Genomic DNA, 18,436 nt, shown 5'->3' on the forward strand with positions numbered 1-18,436 from the left:
CACCCACCAAGTGGAAGGAGACCCGCATGAGCAAGGAATTGATTTTCTATACCACTCCCCAATCTCGTGGCGCCATCGTGCACTGGATGCTCGAGGAAATCGGCCAGCCGTATTCGGTCCGGGTAGTGGAGTACGGCACCAGCATGAAAGCGCCCGAATACCTGGCCGTCAATCCCATGGGCAAGGTGCCCGCCATCCAGCACGGTGATGTGGTCGTGACCGAGGCTGCGGCTATCTGCGCCTATCTGGCCGATGCATTCCCGGAGGCCGGCCTGGCGCCGGCACTGGACAACCGTGGCGAGTATTATCGCTGGCTGTTCTTCGCCGCCGCCTGCGGCGAACCGGCCATGTCCGATTATGCCACTGGTTGGAAAGCCGATACTGCCGACCTGCAGCGGCGTTTCGGCTACGGCTCGTTCGAGTTGACCTTTGACACCCTGGCGGGCTGGCTGGCCGGGCGATCCCATGTGGCCGGTGACCGGTTCAGCGCGGCGGACGTCTATGTGGCTTCACTGCTCAACTTCGGGCTGGGCTTCGACCTCATTCCACGAAAACCGGAATTTGAAGCCTATGTCGCCCCGTTGCTGGAGCGTGCCGCCAAGAAGCGGGCTGATGCCATAATCCAGGAACTGATGACAAAGGACGCCCCGGCGACCGCGTAGCGACGCAGGGCCACTGTCTCAGTGGCTCTGTTCCCGGCGGGCCTGGTGGACGGGGCAGTCCAGCAGGCGATCGTTGACCCCGCCGGAGGCCTGCATTAAGGCGTACAGATGCGATATTGCGGGCTGGTTTTGCGTTTTGCCTGCACGGCGTTGTCTAACTTCATGTCCGTTCTATGCCGATAGCCGACTACCGCTGCATACTACAATCCTGACCGGCCGCTCGACATACCCCATGCCTGAACTCCTGCTGATCTACGATAAACAGTGCCCCTTCTGCGATCGCTACGCCCGGCTGGTGCGGATTCGCGCGTCGGTGGGGGAGTTGCGGCTGGTGGACGCGCGCGAGGGCGGGGCGGTGATGGACGAGGTGACGGCGGCGGGGCTCGATATCGACCGGGGGATGGTGCTGAAGATGGGGACGCGGCTCTACTACGGCGCCGACGCGATGCAGGTGCTGGCGCTGCTGAGTACCCGGTCGGGTTGCTTCAACCGGTTCAATTACGGGCTGTTTCGCTCGAAGCGGGTATCGGCGCTGCTGTATCCGCTGCTGCGGGCCTGCCGCAACCTGGCGCTGAAGCTGATGGGCAGGACCCGGATCGACAATCTCCACCTGACGGACGATGGCCGCTTCTGAGCAATGGAGGTTCCGATGCTCTATAGCCTGGCAGCGACTGCGGTGCTGGTCCTGCATCTGCTGTTTATCCTGTTCGTGCTGGCGGGCGGTCTGCTGCTGTTGTGGCACCGCGCGCTGGTGCTGCTGCACCTGCCGGCGGTGGTCTGGGCGGCGTTACTGGAGCTGAACGGCTGGATCTGCCCGTTGACGCCTTTGGAAAACCGGCTGCGGGCCGCGGCGGGGCAGGGCGGTTACGACGGCGGCTTTATCGAGCATTACCTGCTGGCGGTGGTTTATCCACAGGGGCTGACGCCGGAGATCCAGCAGGGGCTGGGGATACTGGTGCTGGTGGTGAATGTTGCGGTTTATGGCCGGGTGTTTCTGGGGCGAAAGCGGCGTTGATTCGGCCGAAACCAAAAGCATTCGCACCGGGGCGGCGCTCCTACGATTATCGCCAAGCGCCAAGCGCCAAGCGCCAAACGCCAAACGCCTGACGCGTAACAAAAAAGGCCCGCAGAAAAACGGGCCAGTGGGAGTTGATCGCTCGGACTCGGCTTTCGCCGCCGAGGAGGCAGCGGCGACTTTCTCGCCCGGGGCGATTTCCTGAACTTCTTTGTAGTGTTGCCTCAGCTGCTCATTTTCAGCTCGATCTGGCGGCGTTCGCGTTCCTCGTCGGCCAGCGTCTTCTTCGGTAGCAGCAGGTTGAGCGTGAAGGAGACGAAGGCGGCGATGACGATCGGCGAGCCGCCGGCGACCAGCTGGAACATGTCCGGAAACTTCCCGATCGAGTCCGGTACGGCGTAGATGCCCATGCTCAGCGCCAGCGACAGGCTGACGATGGTGACGTTGCGCGACGACATCTCGTCCTTGGTGATCAGCTTGATGCCGGTCATGGTGATCATGCCGAAGACGATGATGGTGGCGCCGCCGAGTACCGGGTAGGGGATGGTGGTCATCAGGGCACCGAATTTCGGAATGAAGCCGGCGACGAGCATGAACAGGGCCGCCAGTGCCAGGACGTAACGGCTGATCACCTTGGTCATCGCGACGATGCCGACGTTCTGGCTGAAGGAGGCGGTCGGCAGGGCGCCGAAAATCGATCCCACCGTGGTGCAGAAGCCGTTGCCGAGCAGGCCGCCGAACAGCTCCCTGTCGCTCAGTTCGCGATTCATGCCGCCGACGGTGGTGGCCGACAGGTCGCCGATGGTCTGCACCGAGTTGATCACGCAGATGATCACCATCGAGATGATGGCGGCGCTGTGGAATTCCATGCCGAACGCCAGTGGCTTGGGAGCGGTGAACCAGTGGGCCTCGCCGATGGCGCTGAAATCGACCATGCCGTAGAACATCGCCAGCAGGTAACCGACACCGATACCGCAGATGATCGACGCCAGCTGCAGGAAGCCGCGGGCGAACTGCGAGACCAGCAGCACCACCACCAGGGTGACGATGGCGACGGTCCAGTTCTGCACCGAACCGTGACTTTCGCTACCGACGCCGCCGGCCATGTAGTTGATGGCGATATCGTAGAGCGAGAGACCGATCACCAGCACCACGGTGCCGGCGACGACCGGCGGGAAGAGGTTGCGGATGCGTTTGATGAAGAGGCCAACGATCATCATCGCCAGACCTCCGATCACCTGGGCGCCGAGTATGCCGGCGATGCCGTACTGGGCCCCGACGGCAGTCAGGGTCGGGACATAGGCGAAGCCGACGCCGAAGATGGTGGGCAGTTTCGCGCCCATCCTGCCGATGGCGTAGAGCTGCAGCAGTGTCGACAGCGCCGAGGCGAGCAGTGCGACCTGGATCAGCGCCATCTTCTCGTCGAGGGACGCGTCCACTGCGCCGACGACGATGATCGGTACCGTCACCGTCCCCATGATCATCGCCAGGATGTGCTGCAGGGAAAGGGGCAGTGCCTTGAGGAAGGGGGCCGGCCATGGAAGTCGAATACGGATTTGCTCTGGATGTTTCTGTTCATCGGATAGATCCCTGAAGTGGCAAGCGATAGGAGAAGCCTGTCCCGTCAGTCCGGGCGGCGCTGCACAAATCTCTGGCGTTTCTGGTCCTGTCTGATGCTGTTCTCTGTTGTATTTATCATTGCGGTCCTCTGCGATCGGGCCTGCCGTGATGTCCCGGCGGCTAATCGTCGTTGTTATTAACCTGGCGGCCAAATAGGTTGCCTACCTATTTGCCGATCACCCCACAAAAACAGGCGCAAGTGCGCGGACGTGCCGGTTTTTGTGGGGTTCGCATTGGCCTGCGGCCAATGATGAAGCATCCCTGCTTCCTGTATTAACCCTCCGGGTTAATACCCAATCAATATCAACAGGTGTCCTCTCCTGTTGGGCGGTCTGCGTCCGGCGCGGGCCGCCGCTGCGTCCGGCACCAGTGCCCGGTTGCCTCTCTCCGGGTCTGGTCGATCCTGTTGTGAACTGCAGTGGGCTGTATTGTATACATTTATGATGATGAAATATCAAATATATAATTATGTATTTGTACACTTTCGTCGCTTCGGTTGCGGCTCCGGTATTTTGTCGCGACAGCACAACAGACTGTTCCGGGAATGCGATGGTCGGGCCAGGCCGCGGAGCAGCGGTGGCCGCACAATCGGTGATACAATTGCGCACCGATTCGGGTGATCCCCGAAGCATATCGAACCCATATCCGAGATACCCATGGACCAGACTGCCAAAAGCGGCGCACTCTTCGCCATCACGGCCTATACGCTCTGGGGTATCGCCCCCGTCTACTTCAAGCTGATGCAGAGCATCCCGGCCACCGAGATACTGGCGCATCGGGTGATCTGGTCTTTCCTGCTCACACTGGGACTGATCTGGCTGCTGAAAAAGCGTGCCGTGCTGATGTCTGTGCTGCGTTCGCGCCGGGCCCGCTGGGCGCTGTTGGCCTCGACCACCCTGATCGGCGTCAATTGGGGCATCTTTATCTGGGCGGTCAACAGCAACTACATGCTGAGCGCGAGCCTTGGCTACTACATCAACCCGCTGATCAATATCCTGCTCGGGATGCTGTTCTTCCGCGAGCGGCTCGATCGGGTGCGAACGATCGCTGCCGTGCTCTGCGTCGCGGCGGTTTTGTTCGAGCTGGTGCAGTTCGGGCGCCTGCCCTGGATCGCGCTGGTGCTGGCCACCAGCTTCGGCCTCTACGGCCTGGTGCGCAAGAAGCTTGGCGCCGACAGTTTCAGTGGCATGGCGCTGGAAACCGGCCTGATGCTGCCGCTGGCGCTCGGTTATCTGCTCTGGAGCGCCAGCCCGACCACCGATCTGGCAGCGAACCCGACCTGGACCAATGCACTGCTGTTCCTGGCCGGTCCGGTGACCATGGTGCCGCTGCTGTGCTTCGCCGCGGCGGCCAACCGCATCAGCCTGACGGCGCTGGGCTTTTTCCAGTACATAGGCCCGAGTGGCATGTTCCTGCTGGCGGTGTTCGTCTACGGCGAGCCGCTCAGTCCGGGGAAGCTGGTGACCTTCGGGCTGATCTGGACGGCGCTGGCGATCCTCGCCGTCGATTCGCTCGTCAAGCTGCGCAGGGCGGTGCCGGTCGCCTGAGGCGGCCGGCCCAACATGCTACGCCAGGCTGCCATTCAAGGTCGTTCTTGTATCCCTACGGATTTGAATTTATTGTGACAGACCGCTTTTGATATCTGAGGGAGATCGCGCATGGGTTATCTCAAGAACTATCCCAGCAAGGACGGCTATTTCGGCGACTTCGGCGGCGCCTTCCTGCCGCCGGAGCTGGAACCGCATTTCGCCGAAATCAACCGGGCCTACCTGGCCCTGGGCCGCTCCGCCGACTTCCTCAACGAGCTGCGCTACATCCGCAAGCACTACCAGGGCCGCCCGACGCCGGTCTACTACGCCCATAACCTGAGCCGCGAAGCGGGCGCCCATATTTACCTCAAGCGCGAGGATCTCAACCATTCCGGCGCGCACAAGCTGAATCACTGCATGGCCGAGGCGCTGCTGGCCAAGCACATGGGCAAGACCAAGCTGATCGCCGAGACCGGCGCCGGCCAGCACGGCGTGGCGCTGGCCACCGCCGCCGCCTATTTCGGCATGGAGTGCGAGATCCATATGGGCGAGATCGACATCGCCAAGGAATCGCCCAACGTTACCCGGATGAAGCTGCTCGGCGCCGAGGTGGTGCCGGTCGGTTTCGGCGGCCGCAGCCTCAAGGAAGCCGTCGACTCGGCATTCCAGTCCTACCTCGGCCAGGCCGATACGGCGCTGTTCGCGATCGGCTCGGTGGTCGGCCCGCACCCCTTCCCGCTGATGGTGCGCGACTTCCAGTCGGTGGTCGGTTTCGAGGCGAAGGATCAGTTCCTCGAGCTCGTCGGCGAGCTGCCGGATCAGGTCGGCGCCTGCGTCGGCGGCGGCTCCAACGCCATGGGCCTGTTCAGCGCCTTCCTCGATGACGAAGGTGTCGGCCTCAACGGCGTCGAGCCGCTGGGCAAGGGCACCAGGCTCGGCGAGCACTCGGCCACCATGACCTTCGGCAAGCCGGGCATGATCCACGGTTTCAAATGCCTGTTGCTGACCGATGACGAGGGCAATCCGGCGCCGGTGCACTCGATCGCGTCGGGCCTCGACTACCCGGGTGTCGGCCCCGAGCACTCCTTCCTCAAGACCGCCGGCAAGGTGAACTACCATGCCGTCAGTGACGACGAAACGCTGGATGCCTTCTACCGGCTGTCGCGCATGGAGGGCATCATCCCGGCACTGGAAAGCGCCCACGCGGTGGCCTGGGCGATGAAGCATGGCCGCGAGAACCCGGGCCAGACCATCCTGATCAACCTCTCCGGCCGCGGCGACAAGGATATCGACTACGTCACCGAGAATTTCGGGTTCGGGGCGTAGGATGGGTCAAGCGCTGCACCGGGGCTGCTGTCCTATTGCCTCGAGGCCCGGGCATCGCGGACCCATCATATCGATCGTATTGCAGATCGATTGACTTCGGTGGGCACTGCTGTTGGGTCCGCACCTGCGTCGCTTGACCCAACCTACGAAAAGCCCACAAAAAAGCCCGCGCTCCTTCCGGAGCGCGGGCTTTTTGACATGGGGCAGAGTGGCCCTTGGATTCGCGGGCGCAGCGGGCTGGCTTTTCGCCTAACGCCTAACGCCTAACCCGCTGTCGGGTTTCGTGCCTGCGGCACTCTACCCGACCTACGATCTCCCACCCTCAGAGCGCTTCGATCTTCGCGTACTGCTCGGTCAGCTTGTCGAAGGCGGACTGGGCGTCGGCGATCTTCTCGCGCTCCTTGGCGACCACGGCTTCGGGGGCGTTGGCGACGAACTTCTCGTTCGACAGCTTGCCCTCGGTGCGCTTGATCTCGCCCTGCAGGCGGTCGAGTTCCTTCTGCAGACGGGCCAGTTCCGCATCCTTGTCGATCAGACCGGCCATCGGCACCAGCACTTCCATTTCGCCGACCAGCTGGGTCGCGGCCATTGGCGCTTCGTCACCCGGGTTGAGCCAGGTGATGGAGCTGAGCCTGGCCAGCTTCTTCAGGAAGGTGGCGTTCTGCTCGAGGCAGCGCTTGTCGTCGGCGCCGCCGTTGGCGAACAGCAGGTCCAGATCCTTCGACGGCGGGATCTTCATCTCGCCACGGATGTTGCGCACGCCGGTGATCACGCCCTTGAGCCACTCGATATCGGCTTCGGCCCGGGTATCGATCCTGCTCTCGTCGGCGACCGGGTAGGGCATCAGCATGAGGGTGTCGCCCTCGGTGCCGGCCAGGCCCTTGATCTGCTGCCAGATCTCCTCGGTGATGAACGGCATTATCGGGTGGGTCAGGCGCAGGATGGCTTCGAGCACGCGCACCAGGGTGCGGCGGGTGCCGCGCTTGGCTTCGGCGGATGCATTCTCGTCCCACAACACCGGCTTCGACAGTTCCAGGTACCAGTCGCAGTACTGGTTCCAGATGAAGTCATAGAGGCTCTGGGCGGCCAGGTCGAAGCGGTACTCGTCCATATGCCGGGTGACGGTCGCTTCGGTGCGCTGCAGGGCGCTGATGATCCAGCGGTCGGCCAGCGACAGCTCGACGTCGCCGCCCGTCTTTTCTGTAGAGAGCTGCCCGCAGTCCTCGCCTTCGGTGTTCATCAGCACGTAGCGGGCGGCGTTCCAGATCTTGTTGCAGAAGTTGCGGTAGCCTTCCAGGCGCTTCATATCCCAGTTGATGTCGCGCCCGGTCGAGGCCAGTGCCGCCAGGGTGAAGCGCAGGGCATCGGTGCCGTGGGCGGCGATGCCGTCCGGGAACTGCTTCTCGGTGCGCTTGCCGATCTTCTCGGCGAGCTGCGGCTGCATCATGTTGCCGCAGCGCTTCTCGAGCAGGTCCGGCAGGCTGATGCCGTCGATCATGTCGAGCGGGTCCAGCACGTTGCCCTTGGATTTCGACATCTTGTCGCCGTTCTCGTCGCGGATCAGGCCGGTGACGTAGACGTTCCTGAACGGCACCGGGCTTGCCGTCTTCATCCTTCATGAAATGCATGGTCATCATGATCATGCGCGCCACCCAGAAGAAGATGATGTCGAAGCCGGTGACCAGGGTGTCGGTCGGGTGGAAGGTCTGCAGGCGGGAGGTAGCCTCCGGCCAGCCGAGGGTGCCGAAGGTCCAGAGCGCGGAGCTGAACCAGGTGTCGAGGACGTCGTCGTCCTGGCGCAGTTCGAGCTCGAGGTCCAGGCCATACTTCTCGCGTGCCGCTTCCGCCGAGACCGCGACATAGACGTTGCCGGCGTCGTCGTACCAGGCCGGGATGCGATGGCCCCACCAGAGCTGACGGGAGATGCACCAGTCCTGGATATCACGCATCCAGGCGAAGTACATGTTCTCGTACTGCTTGGGCACGAACTTGATATCGCCGTTCTCGACCGCCTCAATGGCGGGCTTGGCCAGGGTCTTGGCATCGCAGAACCACTGGTCGGTCAGCATCGGCTCGATCACCACGCCGCCACGGTCGCCGTAGGGCACGGTCATGGCGTTTTCCTCGATCTTCTCGAGCAGCCCTTTGGCCTCGAAGTCGGCGATGATCTGCCTGCGCGCGGCGAAGCGCTCCATGCCGCGGTACTGTTTCGGCAGCCTGGGGTCGATGGCGGCGTTGACGCTGCCGTCGGAGTTGAACACCTGGGCTTCCTCGCGGATATCGGCGTTCAGCGTCAGCACGTTGATCATCGGCAGGTTCTGGCGCTTGCCGACTTCGTTGTCGTTGAAATCGTGGGCCGGGGTGATCTTGACGCAGCCGGTACCCTTTTCCATGTTGGCATATTCGTCGGCGACGATCGGGATACGGCGGCCCACCAGCGGCAGCTCGACGAACTTGCCGATCAGATCCTGGTAACGCTCGTCTTCCGGGTTCACCGCCACGCCGGTATCGCCGAGCATGGTTTCCGGACGGGTGGTGCCGACAACGATATGGTCCTTGCCGTCCTTCGTCTTGACGCCGTCCGCCAGCGGATAACGCAGGTACCACATCTTGCCCTGGACTTCGCGGTTCTCGACCTCGAGATCGGAGATCGCGGTGTGCAGTTTCGGATCCCAGTTGACCAGGCGCTTGCCGCGGTAGATCAGGCCTTCGTCGTGCAGGCGGACGAAGACTTCCTGCACCGCGTGGTAGAAGCCGGAGTCCATGGTGAAACGTTCGGTATCCCAGTCCACCGAGTTGCCGAGGCGGCGCATCTGGCCGGTGATGGTGCCGCCGGACTGCTCCTTCCACTCCCAGACCTTCTCGATAAAGGCATCGCGGCCGAGGTCGTAGCGGCTCTCGCCGGTTTCGGCCGCCAGCTTGCGCTCGACCACCATCTGGGTGGCGATGCCGGCGTGGTCGGTACCGACCTGCCAGAGGGTGTTGCGGCCCTGCATGCGGCGATAGCGGATCAGCGCGTCCATGATGGTGTGCTGGAAGGCGTGCCCCATGTGCAGGCTGCCGGTAACGTTGGGCGGCGGGATCATGATGCTGTAGGCATCGCCCTGACCGGACGGGGCGAAGTAGTTGCGCTCTTCCCAGGTCTGGTACCAGGATTTCTCGATTTCGTGCGGCTGGTAAGTCTTGTCCATTGGAATCGGTGTCTCTGGAATTCTCGGGCACCTCTGGACAGGTCGCGAAGCGCCTCGGCTCTCCGGAACTTGTACACAGGTTCCCTGCGTCTGATCGAATCGCCCGATTATACAGACTGACCCCCTTTCAAGGTAGGGCACCGGCACCCTTCGAAGAGAAGCCGACTAGACTTGCAGTACTGATTCGAAGGAAGCGGAGGTGAACGATGAGCGAGTGCCTGCGTACCCGCGGTTTTCTGCCCTGCGAGGATCCCGATACCGAGATGCGTGTCGGGGCGTCCTTTGCGATGCTGGACGAGCTGGCGCAGGAACTGCCGAGCCTGCTGATGGAGCCGGACTGCCGCAGCTACCTGGCCGGTCAGATGATTCCCGACTGGCCCTACGAGACGATCCCGAACCGGCTGGTACCCCAGGCCCGGCTGTACTATCTGCGGCTGGGCTTTCTCGCCTCGGGCTATATCAACCAGATCGGCCAGCCTGCCTGTCACCGGCTGCCGGCCAATATCGCGCGGCCGCTGGCGCGCATCTGCCACCTGCTGCACCGTCCGCCGATCCTCAGTTACGACGGCTACGTACTCTACAACTGGAAACGGTTCGACCGCAGCCAGCCGATCGGGCTCGGCAATATCGATACGCTGCAGAACTTCGTCCATCTCTACGACGAGCACTGGTTCATCCTGGTGCACGTCGAGATAGAGGCCGTGGCGTCGCGCATTCTCGATGCCATTCTGGAGCTCGAGGAGACGGAGGGCTTCGGTGACGAAACCCGCGTCAATGCCGCCCTGACGCAGATTGCCGATGCCCTCGATCAGTTGAGCGCGGTGCTGAAACGGATGCCGGAAAAGATGTCGGACGACCTTTTCTACAGCAAGGTGCATCCCTATATCGGCCGCTTTCAGGACGTCGAATTCGAGGATGTCGATAGCGCCCGGCTGGATTACCAGGGCGAACCCGGGGCCCAGAGCACGATCATGCCGACCCTGACCGGTCTGATGAAGGTCCCGCACGAGCTCAACCGGCTGACCCGCCACTTGCACGACATGCGCGAATACATGCCGGAGGCTCATCGCCGCTGGGTCGAGTATGTCGACACACTGCCGGATCTCAAGCCGCTGGCCGATGCCGAGTGCTGGAACCGGGTGCTGGAGGGGATGGCGAGCTTTCGCGAGGTGCATTACCACTGGGCCATCAAGTACATCGCAAGACGCAGCCCCGACCCCCACGACACCGGCGGCTCGCCCTATCTCAAGCCGCTGAAATTCCTGATCGACGAGACAAGGGCGCATATGAAATAAATTTTGGTGACGGGTTACGCGTAACCCGTCACTCCTGCTGCAACGCTTCGACAGGGTCGAGGCCTGCAGCGCGCCAGGCCGGCGAGATGCCGGCGAACAGGCCGACGACGGCCGCGAGCAGCAGTGCCAGCAGCAGGTAGAAGGGGCTCAGGCTGATCGGCAGCGCCGGGATCGCCAGCGCCAGCACGCCGAGCAGCAGGCCCATCAGAGCAAGGCCCGCCAGGCCGCCGGCCAGTGCCAGCAACAGCGCCTCGCCGAGAAACAGCAGCAGGACCTGGCGTTTGGTCGCGCCCAGCGCCCGCAGCAGGCCGATTTCGGATGCCCGTTCCTGCACCGTCGTGACCATGATGGTGACGATGCCGATGGCGCCGACCAGCAGCGAGATGCCGCCGATGGCGCCGATGGCGACGGTCAGCAGGCCGAGGATGCGGTCGAGGGTCGACAGCATCTCGTCCTGGGTGGTGATGGTGAAATCCTCGACACCATGGCGCTGGATCAGCCGCTGGCGGATGTGTTCGGCCATCGCCCGGGCGTCGATACCGGCACGATAGGTGACGTCGATCTCCATCAGCCCGGTGCGGTTGAACAGTGCCAGCGCCCGGTCGATTGGGATATAGACGATATCGTCGAGATCGAACCCCAGCATCTGCCCCTTGGGCGCCATCACGCCGATCACGCGGTAGCGCTCGCCGCCGACCCGGATAAAGCGCCCGAGGGCGCTGGTCTCGCCGAACAGTTCCCGCTTGACCTTGGCGCCCAGCACCGCAAAGGGCTGCGAATTGCCGCTGATGACCGGCAGGAAGCGTCCCTGTGCCACGTCGAAACGCCAGGCCGCGGCCATCTCGCCGTTGCCGCCGATAATGTCGGTATGGCGGACGCGGCGGCCGAACTCGATGGCACCGGCGCCCTGGACCACCGGTACCACGGTCTCGACGAAAGGCAGCGGTCTCAGGCTCTCGGCGTCGGCGACCGACAGCGGCCGGGTGCTTGACAGCAGCGCCCCCATGCCGCCGGTCTGGGTCTTGCCCGGGTTGATGGCGACAATGCGGGTGCCGAACTGGGAAAAGTTGTCGAGCACATAGATCTGCAGACCGGTGCCGATGGTCGTCAGCAGGCTCACCGCAGCGATGCCGACCGCGATCCCCAGAATGGTGAGAAAGGTGCGCAGCCGGGCGGTCAGCAGTGCGCTGCCGACCAGGCGGATCGTATCGAGGGTGCGCATCAGCGTGCGTGCCCCTGGCAGGGGGCGATCGTTTCATTGCAGGGCTCCTGGTGGGCGGCAGGTATCGCGGGCTGGTTGCATGGCCGCGCTGGTGCTAAGAATAGACGAAGCGAAGCAGCCAGATGAGGGCTGGGATGACGGCGAGCAGTGATCGGCCGCAGGCAGCGATGGAGTCCGGGCGCATCGAGCGCGACGACGGAGGCTTCCGGCTGTCGGGAGCCTGGACACTGGATCATTACGCGAGGCTGCGGCTTCAGCTTCGAAGGCTGCCAAGGCCGACCCGCGATCAGGCTGTCGATATCGATGGCATCAGCGACCTGGACACTGCGGGGGCGCTCTGCTGCTGGAGCTGCTGGGGCCAGAACGGCTGCTGCAGGTCGCTGGCAGCGGCGCGCGGCTGACGGACGAGCGACGGGCCCTGCTGCGGGCGCTGGCCGGCGCCAGCGAGCGGATCGTGCAACACGCAGAGGCCGCCGCCCCGGGCCCTGTCCAACTGCTGGCCATGCTGGGGCGGCGCGTCGAGCTGAGCCTGCTGCATGTCTGGCAATTGAGTGGCTTTGTCGGTCTGGTGCTGGTCACGCTGCTGCAGGTCTTGCCGCGGCCTGGTCGCTGGAGGCTTACAGCGCTGGTGCAGCAGGTTCAGCTCACCGGGCTGGAGGCGGTGCCGATCGTCGCCCTGCTGACCTTTCTTGTCGGGGCCGTGGTGGCCTTTCTCGGCGCCACAGTGCTGTCCGATTTCGGCGCCAGTATCTATACCATCGACCTGGTGGCCTATTCGTTCCTGCGCGAGTTCGGTGTGCTGCTGGCCGCGATACTGCTGGCCGGACGTACCGCCAGCGCCTTTACGGCGCAGATCGGCTCGATGAAGGCCAACGAAGAGCTCGATGCCCTGCGTACCCTGGGGCTGAATCCGATCGAGCTGCTGGTGCTGCCGCGGGTACTGGCGTTGCTGCTGACCCTGCCGCTGCTGAGCTTCGTGGCGGTGATCGCGGGCCTTACCGGCGGCGGACTGGTCACCCTGCTGTCGCTCGAGATACCGCTGAACCAGTTTCTCGGCGTGCTGGCGGACGTACCGGTTCGCCATTACCTGATCGGCCTCGTCAAGGCGCCACTGTTCGCTTTTCTGATCGCGGTGATCGGCTGTCTCGAGGGCTTCAAGGTCAGCGGGAGCGCCGAGTCCGTGGGCTATCACACCACCTCGAGCGTGGTTCAGTCGATCTTTGCCGTGATCCTGTTCGATGCGGTCGCGGCGCTATTCTTCATGGAGCTGGGGTGGTGATGGACGGACAGGCGACGTCCCCGATCGAGGTTACCGGTTTGTGCAACCGCTTCGGGAAGCTCAAGGTGCACGAAGACCTGGACCTGAGTCTGCGGGAGAAAGAGATTCTCGGTGTCGTCGGCGGCTCCGGCAGCGGCAAGTCGGTGCTGCTGCGCTCGATCGTGGGGCTGATCAGGCCCAGTGCCGGGGAGGTGCGGATATTCGGGCAGAACCTGCCAGAACTTGCCGAGCGCGAGCGGACAAAGCTGATGCAGCGCCTTGGGGTGCTGTTTCAGGGCGGTGCGCTGTTCAGCTCATTGAAGGTGCGGGAGAATGTGGCCCTGCCGCTGATCGAACATGCCGGTCTTGGCCGGGCCGACGCCGAGGCGTTGGCCGATCTCAAGCTGGCCCTGGTCGGATTGCGACCCGAGGCCGGAGAGCTCTATCCGGCAGCGCTTTCCGGCGGCATGGTCAAACGTGCAGCTCTGGCCCGGGCACTGGCGCTGGATCCGGCGATTCTGTTTCTGGATGAGCCGACGGCGGGGCTCGATCCGATCAGTGCCGATGGCTTCGACCGGCTGCTGCTGACACTGCGGGATGCGCTTGGACTCACGGTACTGCTGGTCACCCACGACCTGGATACGCTCTGGAGTACCTGTGACCGCGTGGCGGTGCTGGCCAACCGCAAGGTACTGACGACCGGCCCGCCGGAACGGGTGGCCGCATTCGACGATGACTGGATTCAGGCCTATTTCAACGGGCCGCGCGGCCGTGCCGCCCGGCACCTGGGCGGCATGGAAGACGAGAAGCCGGGAGCGGATTGATGGAGACAAGGGCGCACCATGTGATCATCGGGCTCTTCACCCTGCTGGGATTGGGGCTGGCGCTCGCGTTCGGTCTCTGGCTGGCGAAGTCCGGCAACGACAGGGATACTCTACGTTACCGGGTGGTGTTCAGCGAGCCGGTGAGCGGCCTCACCGAGGGCAGCCTGGTGCAGTACAACGGCCTGCGGGTCGGCGAGGTGAGCCGGCTTCAGCTCGACCCGCAGGACCCGCGCCGGGTCTGGGCTGACATCGAGGTGTCGCAAAGCACGCCTGTCAATCAGGGTACCCGGGCCCGGCAGGCAATCGCCAATATTACCGGCGCCGCCAATATTCTGCTCAGCAGCGGTGCGCTGGACGCGCCGCCATTGGCAGGCGAGGGGGCGAGCCGCCGGTGATTGTGGCCGATCCTTCACCCTTCGGTGCCCTGCTCGGGAGCAGTGAGGCGCTGCTTGCGGGCGTCGGCGAACTGGTCGAGCGCGGCACCGAACTGCTGTCTCGGGACAATATCGACCGTATCGGCCGCATCCTCGAGGACCTGGAGCAGCTTTCGCAAACGCTGGCGGCATCGCGGACCTCTGTTGTCGAAACACTGTCGACAATGAACGCGACCTTAGACGAAACCCGAGGTGTGGTTGCGCAGACGCGGGAGGCCCTGGCCCGGGAAGGTGTGCCGATGCTGGCCAGCGGTCGCCGGGCGATGGCGTCACTGGAACGGAGCAGTCAGCAGCTGGAGCGGCTGCTGGCACGGCATGAGCAACGGCTGGACGCAGGGCTTGGCAGCGTCGGCGAGATCGCGCCGTTGATGCAGGATCTGCAGCGCGGAGTGGCCACTCTGAATCGCATTCTGCAACGACTGGAAGAGGATCCGGCGGGCTACCTCCGGGGAAGGCCTCCGCTTGGGGAGTTCGAACCATGAGTCTCAAGCTGGTTTCAGGCCTGCTGGCGATACTGTTGCTGGGGGCCTGTACTGTATTGCCGGGTGCCGGTCCGGTGCGGGTCTACTCGCTTGCGCCGCCGCCTGCACCGGCGCTGGCGGCACCGAAGCGGGTCGACGGATTGAGAGTGTTGCGGCCGCAGGCGAACGACTTGCTCGAGAGCCGTCACATGCTGGTCAGGCCCGAGGGACAACCCTTCAGTTACTACAAGAATGTGCGCTGGAGCGCACGGGTGCCGCAGCTGTGGCGGGATTATCTGGTGGAGGCGTTACGACGCGATGGCCGTTTCAGCCGGGTCAGCAGTGACGAGGTGCGCCTGCAGGCCAGCTATGAGCTGGTCAGCCGTCTGAATGCCTTCCAGACCGAATACCGGGATGGTAAGCCGGTGGTGACGATCGGTATCTATCTGCAACTGGTCGACAGCGACTCCGGACGCATTGTCGCCGAGCGGTCGCTGAGCCGGGAGCAGCCTGCGGCCGCCGCCGGGCTGGACGCCGTAATCGAGGCCTATGACGCGGCGGCCGGCGGGATTGCGGCTGCGATCGCGGACTGGCTGGCGGTCGCTGCAGCTGGCAGAGTGCGGTCTGCTCAGTGAGCCTGCCCCTGCAGCGCCAGTACCGGTGGCAGCTTTGCCGCCCGCGACGCCGGCAGCCAGGCAAACAGCAACGCAGTGCCGATGGCAATGGCAAAGGCCGATCCCAGTGCCCAGAGCGAGACGACGAAGGGCAGCAGCGGCCATAACCAGTGGCCCAGCGCCAGTGCGCCGTAACCGGAGACTGCGCCGAGCAGGGTGCCGATCAGCGCCAGCTGCAGCGCTTCGCTGACGAACAGCAGTCTTACGGTGGTGGCGCTGGCACCAAGCGCTTTCAGCAGGCCGATTTCGCGGGTGCGCTGGCTGACGCTGATCAGGGTGATGTTCATGATCAGGATGCCGGCGACCAGCAGGCTGATCGCGGCGATGGCGCCGACACCCAGGGTCAGCAGTTGCAGGATGTCGTCGAAGGCGCCGAGCAGCGCGTCCTGGGTGATCAGGGTGACGTCACGCTCGCCGCCGTGGCGTTCCTGCATCAGTGCCAGTATCTCCTCGCGTGCGCCGGTCAATAGGCTGCCCGGACGCACCTGCAGAAAGACCCGGAACATGCCTTCGATATTGAACACCTGTTGTGCCGACGCCACCGGGATCAGGATCGCCTCGCTCATTTCCATCCCCAGGGACTCGCCGCGGTCATCGAGGATGCCGATGACGCGAAAACGCCGGTCGCCAATGCGCAACCATTCGCCGAGCGCCCTGTCCTGGCCGAACAGCTCGCGACGGGCATCGGTGCCGAGCACGCAGACCGACTCGGCGCGGGCGAGCGGCATGGGCGGTAGCGGCTGGCCCTGCAGCACTTCCAGTTCGCGGATAGCGAAGAACACCGAACTGGTGCCGACAGTGAGCAACTCGCGACTACGGCCGCTGACATGGGTCTGGGCATTGCCCACGATCAGCGGCGCGACGCGCGAGATGGAACCCAGGCGGTTCAGGGCTTCGACGTCATCGAGGGTAATGTCGCGGGTGCCTTCCCCGGTCAGGGGCGGGATGCCGCCGGTGGTTTCCTTGCGCCCGGGCAGCATGATCAGCACATCGCTGCCGAGCAGCGAGAACTCGTTGAGCACGAACTGACGGGCCCCTTCGCCGAGCCCGGTCAGCAGCAGCACCGCGGCCACGCCTACAGCCATGGCCAGCAGACTCATGGCGCTGCGAAAACGCTGGCGCAGCAGCAGGCGAAAGTTGAACTGCAACAGGTCAGCGGTGCGCATGATCACCTCCTGCCATTGGCCGGTTGGCGGCCACCCTACTGGCATCGATAGCCAGCAGACTCATGGCGCTGCGAAAACGCTGGCGCAGCAGCAGGCGAAAGTTGAACTGCAAGAGGTCAGCGGTGCGCATCGGCGACCTCTCTTGCGGCACTGTCTTCGGTGATGCGTCCGTCCTCCATGCGCAGCTTGCGGCCGGCGCGGCGGCCGATATTGGGGTCGTGGGTGACGACCAGCAGGGTTATCCCGGAGCCGTTGAGCTCCTCCAGCAACTCGATCACCTCTGTACCCGAATGGCTGTCGAGGTTGCCGGTCGGCTCGTCCGCCAGCAGCAGCGCGGGCCTTCGGATCACGGCGCGGGCGATGGCGACGCGCTGGCGCTGGCCGCCGGAGAGCTGGCGCGGCAGGTGGCCGGCGCGGTCCGCGAGGCCCAGTCGTTCGGTGACCTCATCGACCAGCGGGCGGCGCTCGGGCGGCGCCATGCCGGCAAGGATCAGCGGCAGTTCGATGTTTTCCCGCGCGCTGAGGCGTTCGATCAGGTGGTAGGCCTGGAAAACGAAGCCGATGCGCCGGTTGCGTTCGGCGGCGCGGGCTTCCTCGCCGAGGGCCGTCATTTCGCGGCCGTCGAGGAAGTAGCGGCCGCTGTCGGGTGTATCGAGCAGTCCGATGATGTTCAGCAGCGTCGACTTGCCCGACCCGGACGGGCCCATCACCGAGAGGTACTCGCCGGCATCGACCTCGAGGTCGACGGCATCGAGGGCCTTCACCGGCTGGTCGCCAAGCTGATAGGTGCGGCACAGTTGCTCGAGCCGGATCATTCTGGCGCGACCCGCGCGCCGGCGACAGCGCCTTCGCGATCGAGGGTGTGGAGAATGCGCTGTCCTGGCTTCAGGCCTCCGGTGACTTCTGTCCAGGTCCAGTTGGCGAGGCCCGTGCTGACGGGCTGATCGACCAGGGTTCCGGTGTCGGGGGCGTAACGCAGTACCCGGGTGCCCTCGAGCAGGGTCTCGGTCGGAATCCGGGGCGCGTCATCCCGGCTGTCGAGGATCACCTCTATATCGGCGCTGTAGCCGACCAGGAGATTGGCATCCACGGGCGCCGGTGTGAACAGCACGTCGACATCGACGGTGCGGGCCTGCTTTTCCAGTTCCGAGACAAAGGGGGCGATACGGTTCAGCTGGCCTTCGAATACCCTTCCGCGGAAGGCATCTAGGGTGATGCGGGCCTTCTGGCCGACCCTGAGCCGCGCCGCTTCGATCTCGTCGATAGGTGCGCGGACATACAGGCAGCTGTCGTCGATCAGATCCACCGCCGGTGGCGTCGGAATGCCGGGCGGGGAGGGGGTCACGAACTCACCGGGCTCGCCGTTGATCTCGGCGACGATGCCGGCGAAGGGCGCGCGCAACCGGGTATCGTCGAGCATCACCTGCTCCAGTTTCAGCGAGGCGCTGGCCTGGTCGGTCATGGCGTTGGCCTGTTCGCAGCCCAGTCTTGACAGCCGGGCCTCGGTCTCGCGCTGATCCAGCAGCTCGTCCGAGGCCAGCCTGCGCGCCGCCAGCGATTCGGTGCGGTGGTATTCGCGGGCGGCAAGTTCCGCCGTGTCGCAGGCCCGGCGCTCTTCGATCCGGCGCGCCCGCAGGGTGGCCTCCGCCTGCTCGACCCGCACTTTGCGATCCTCGTTCCAGAGTTCCAGCAGGATCTGTTCCGGCTTGACCCGGTCGCCTTCCTCGACCAGCAGCCGTTCGACCCGCCCCCTGAGGCA

Annotated in this window: 18 protein-coding genes and 1 pseudogene; 12 read left to right on the forward strand and 7 right to left on the reverse strand. The window is 64.3% G+C overall.

The window, feature by feature from the left end; genetic code table 11:
* Nucleotides 1–26 precede the first annotated feature (26 nt).
* From ACFQDL_RS16985 to ACFQDL_RS16995, 3 genes are all read left to right on the forward strand, one after another.
* Complete coding sequence (locus ACFQDL_RS16985) at nt 27–662, forward strand: glutathione S-transferase family protein (protein ID WP_379910076.1); 636 nt, start codon at nt 27–29, stop codon at nt 660–662.
* Nucleotides 663–894: 232 nt separating this feature from the next.
* A complete protein-coding gene (locus tag ACFQDL_RS16990; protein WP_379910077.1) occupies nt 895–1,296 on the forward strand; it encodes a DCC1-like thiol-disulfide oxidoreductase family protein in 402 nt (133 codons plus the stop codon).
* Between the two features lie 15 nt (nt 1,297–1,311).
* Nucleotides 1,312–1,677: a DUF2784 domain-containing protein gene (locus ACFQDL_RS16995; RefSeq protein WP_379910078.1), complete on the forward strand. Its 366-nt coding sequence runs from the start codon at nt 1,312–1,314 to the stop codon at nt 1,675–1,677.
* Nucleotides 1,678–1,901: 224 nt separating this feature from the next.
* Here ACFQDL_RS16995 and ACFQDL_RS17000 read toward each other — a convergent pair whose 3' ends face one another.
* Nucleotides 1,902–3,161 carry a uracil-xanthine permease family protein gene (locus tag ACFQDL_RS17000; RefSeq protein ID WP_379910079.1) on the reverse strand — a complete coding sequence of 420 codons (1,260 nt, stop codon included), beginning with the start codon at nt 3,159–3,161 and terminating at the stop codon, nt 1,902–1,904.
* A 792-nt stretch (nt 3,162–3,953) separates the two neighbouring features.
* Between ACFQDL_RS17000 and rarD the strand changes: the two genes are divergently transcribed.
* Both rarD and trpB read left to right on the forward strand, forming a co-directional pair.
* On the forward strand, nt 3,954–4,844 hold the full coding sequence (rarD, locus tag ACFQDL_RS17005) for an EamA family transporter RarD (RefSeq protein ID WP_379910080.1): 891 nt from the start codon (nt 3,954–3,956) through the stop codon (nt 4,842–4,844).
* A gap of 111 nt (nt 4,845–4,955) precedes the next feature.
* The gene (trpB, locus tag ACFQDL_RS17010) at nt 4,956–6,152 is read left to right on the forward strand and encodes a tryptophan synthase subunit beta (protein WP_379910081.1); all 1,197 of its coding nucleotides are present in this window, start codon (nt 4,956–4,958) and stop codon (nt 6,150–6,152) included.
* Between the two features lie 322 nt (nt 6,153–6,474).
* Here trpB and ACFQDL_RS17015 read toward each other — a convergent pair.
* Nucleotides 6,475–9,343, reverse strand: a pseudogene (locus tag ACFQDL_RS17015) (valine--tRNA ligase).
* A 206-nt stretch (nt 9,344–9,549) separates the two neighbouring features.
* Here ACFQDL_RS17015 and ACFQDL_RS17020 point away from each other — a divergent pair.
* Nucleotides 9,550–10,638: a PrnB family protein gene (locus tag ACFQDL_RS17020; protein WP_379910082.1), complete on the forward strand. Its 1,089-nt coding sequence runs from the start codon at nt 9,550–9,552 to the stop codon at nt 10,636–10,638.
* Between the two features lie 28 nt (nt 10,639–10,666).
* On the opposite strand, the gene ACFQDL_RS17025 is transcribed toward ACFQDL_RS17020, so the two are convergent.
* Complete coding sequence (locus ACFQDL_RS17025) at nt 10,667–11,860, reverse strand: ABC transporter permease (RefSeq protein ID WP_379910083.1); 1,194 nt, start codon at nt 11,858–11,860, stop codon at nt 10,667–10,669.
* Nucleotides 11,861–11,994: 134 nt separating this feature from the next.
* On the opposite strand from ACFQDL_RS17025, the gene ACFQDL_RS17030 reads away from it, so the two are divergent.
* From ACFQDL_RS17030 to ACFQDL_RS17055, 6 genes are read left to right on the forward strand one after another with little or no spacing between them, the layout of a single operon-like run.
* On the forward strand, nt 11,995–12,261 hold the full coding sequence (locus tag ACFQDL_RS17030; protein ID WP_379910084.1) for a hypothetical protein: 267 nt from the start codon (nt 11,995–11,997) through the stop codon (nt 12,259–12,261).
* A gap of 53 nt (nt 12,262–12,314) precedes the next feature.
* Nucleotides 12,315–13,139: an MlaE family ABC transporter permease gene (locus ACFQDL_RS17035; RefSeq protein ID WP_379910085.1), complete on the forward strand. Its 825-nt coding sequence runs from the start codon at nt 12,315–12,317 to the stop codon at nt 13,137–13,139.
* Complete coding sequence (locus ACFQDL_RS17040) at nt 13,139–13,942, forward strand: ABC transporter ATP-binding protein (RefSeq protein ID WP_379913136.1); 804 nt, start codon at nt 13,139–13,141, stop codon at nt 13,940–13,942. Before ACFQDL_RS17035 ends, ACFQDL_RS17040 begins: the two co-directional genes overlap by 1 nt.
* On the forward strand, nt 13,942–14,337 hold the full coding sequence (locus ACFQDL_RS17045) for an MlaD family protein (RefSeq protein ID WP_379910086.1): 396 nt from the start codon (nt 13,942–13,944) through the stop codon (nt 14,335–14,337). Before ACFQDL_RS17040 ends, ACFQDL_RS17045 begins: the two co-directional genes overlap by 1 nt.
* The gene (locus ACFQDL_RS17050; protein ID WP_379910087.1) at nt 14,334–14,858 is read left to right on the forward strand and encodes a GumC domain-containing protein; all 525 of its coding nucleotides are present in this window, start codon (nt 14,334–14,336) and stop codon (nt 14,856–14,858) included. The genes ACFQDL_RS17045 and ACFQDL_RS17050 overlap by 4 nt, the downstream gene beginning before the upstream one ends.
* Complete coding sequence (locus ACFQDL_RS17055) at nt 14,855–15,472, forward strand: ABC-type transport auxiliary lipoprotein family protein (RefSeq protein WP_379910088.1); 618 nt, start codon at nt 14,855–14,857, stop codon at nt 15,470–15,472. The genes ACFQDL_RS17050 and ACFQDL_RS17055 overlap by 4 nt, the downstream gene beginning before the upstream one ends.
* Here ACFQDL_RS17055 and ACFQDL_RS17060 read toward each other — a convergent pair.
* From ACFQDL_RS17060 to ACFQDL_RS17075, 4 genes are read right to left on the reverse strand one after another with little or no spacing between them, the layout of a single operon-like run.
* The gene (locus tag ACFQDL_RS17060) at nt 15,466–16,677 is read right to left on the reverse strand and encodes an ABC transporter permease (protein ID WP_379910089.1); all 1,212 of its coding nucleotides are present in this window, start codon (nt 16,675–16,677) and stop codon (nt 15,466–15,468) included. The two genes, ACFQDL_RS17055 and ACFQDL_RS17060, sit on opposite strands and share 7 nt — an antisense overlap.
* Nucleotides 16,664–16,807 carry a hypothetical protein gene (locus tag ACFQDL_RS17065; RefSeq protein ID WP_379910090.1) on the reverse strand — a complete coding sequence of 48 codons (144 nt, stop codon included), beginning with the start codon at nt 16,805–16,807 and terminating at the stop codon, nt 16,664–16,666. The genes ACFQDL_RS17060 and ACFQDL_RS17065 overlap by 14 nt, the downstream gene beginning before the upstream one ends.
* On the reverse strand, nt 16,794–17,492 hold the full coding sequence (locus ACFQDL_RS17070; protein WP_379910091.1) for an ABC transporter ATP-binding protein: 699 nt from the start codon (nt 17,490–17,492) through the stop codon (nt 16,794–16,796). The genes ACFQDL_RS17065 and ACFQDL_RS17070 overlap by 14 nt, the downstream gene beginning before the upstream one ends.
* A complete protein-coding gene (locus ACFQDL_RS17075) occupies nt 17,489–18,412 on the reverse strand; it encodes an efflux RND transporter periplasmic adaptor subunit (RefSeq protein WP_379913138.1) in 924 nt (307 codons plus the stop codon). The genes ACFQDL_RS17070 and ACFQDL_RS17075 overlap by 4 nt, the downstream gene beginning before the upstream one ends.
* Nucleotides 18,413–18,436: the final 24 nt, after the last annotated feature.

Origin of the sequence: Marinobacterium aestuariivivens, assembly GCF_042661465.1 — a bacterium.
Lineage (GTDB): Bacteria > Pseudomonadota > Gammaproteobacteria > Pseudomonadales > Balneatricaceae > Marinobacterium_A > Marinobacterium_A aestuariivivens.

Bases quoted from the DNA above. Each gene is read 5' to 3' on its own strand.
- ACFQDL_RS16985 (WP_379910076.1), top strand. From the start codon at position 27: ATGAGCAAGGAATTGATTTTCTATACCACTCCCCAATCTCGTGGCGCC.
- ACFQDL_RS16990 (WP_379910077.1), top strand. From the start codon at position 895: ATGCCTGAACTCCTGCTGATCTACGATAAACAGTGCCCCTTCTGCGAT.
- ACFQDL_RS16995 (WP_379910078.1), top strand. From the start codon at position 1,312: ATGCTCTATAGCCTGGCAGCGACTGCGGTGCTGGTCCTGCATCTGCTG.
- ACFQDL_RS17000 (WP_379910079.1), bottom strand. From the start codon at position 3,161: ATGATCATGGGGACGGTGACGGTACCGATCATCGTCGTCGGCGCAGTG.
- rarD (WP_379910080.1), top strand. From the start codon at position 3,954: ATGGACCAGACTGCCAAAAGCGGCGCACTCTTCGCCATCACGGCCTAT.
- trpB (WP_379910081.1), top strand. From the start codon at position 4,956: ATGGGTTATCTCAAGAACTATCCCAGCAAGGACGGCTATTTCGGCGAC.
- ACFQDL_RS17020 (WP_379910082.1), top strand. From the start codon at position 9,550: ATGAGCGAGTGCCTGCGTACCCGCGGTTTTCTGCCCTGCGAGGATCCC.
- ACFQDL_RS17025 (WP_379910083.1), bottom strand. From the start codon at position 11,860: ATGCGCACCCTCGATACGATCCGCCTGGTCGGCAGCGCACTGCTGACC.
- ACFQDL_RS17030 (WP_379910084.1), top strand. From the start codon at position 11,995: ATGACGGCGAGCAGTGATCGGCCGCAGGCAGCGATGGAGTCCGGGCGC.
- ACFQDL_RS17040 (WP_379913136.1), top strand. From the start codon at position 13,139: ATGGACGGACAGGCGACGTCCCCGATCGAGGTTACCGGTTTGTGCAAC.
- ACFQDL_RS17045 (WP_379910086.1), top strand. From the start codon at position 13,942: ATGGAGACAAGGGCGCACCATGTGATCATCGGGCTCTTCACCCTGCTG.
- ACFQDL_RS17055 (WP_379910088.1), top strand. From the start codon at position 14,855: ATGAGTCTCAAGCTGGTTTCAGGCCTGCTGGCGATACTGTTGCTGGGG.
- ACFQDL_RS17060 (WP_379910089.1), bottom strand. From the start codon at position 16,677: ATGCGCACCGCTGACCTGTTGCAGTTCAACTTTCGCCTGCTGCTGCGC.
- ACFQDL_RS17065 (WP_379910090.1), bottom strand. From the start codon at position 16,807: ATGCGCACCGCTGACCTCTTGCAGTTCAACTTTCGCCTGCTGCTGCGC.
- ACFQDL_RS17070 (WP_379910091.1), bottom strand. From the start codon at position 17,492: ATGATCCGGCTCGAGCAACTGTGCCGCACCTATCAGCTTGGCGACCAG.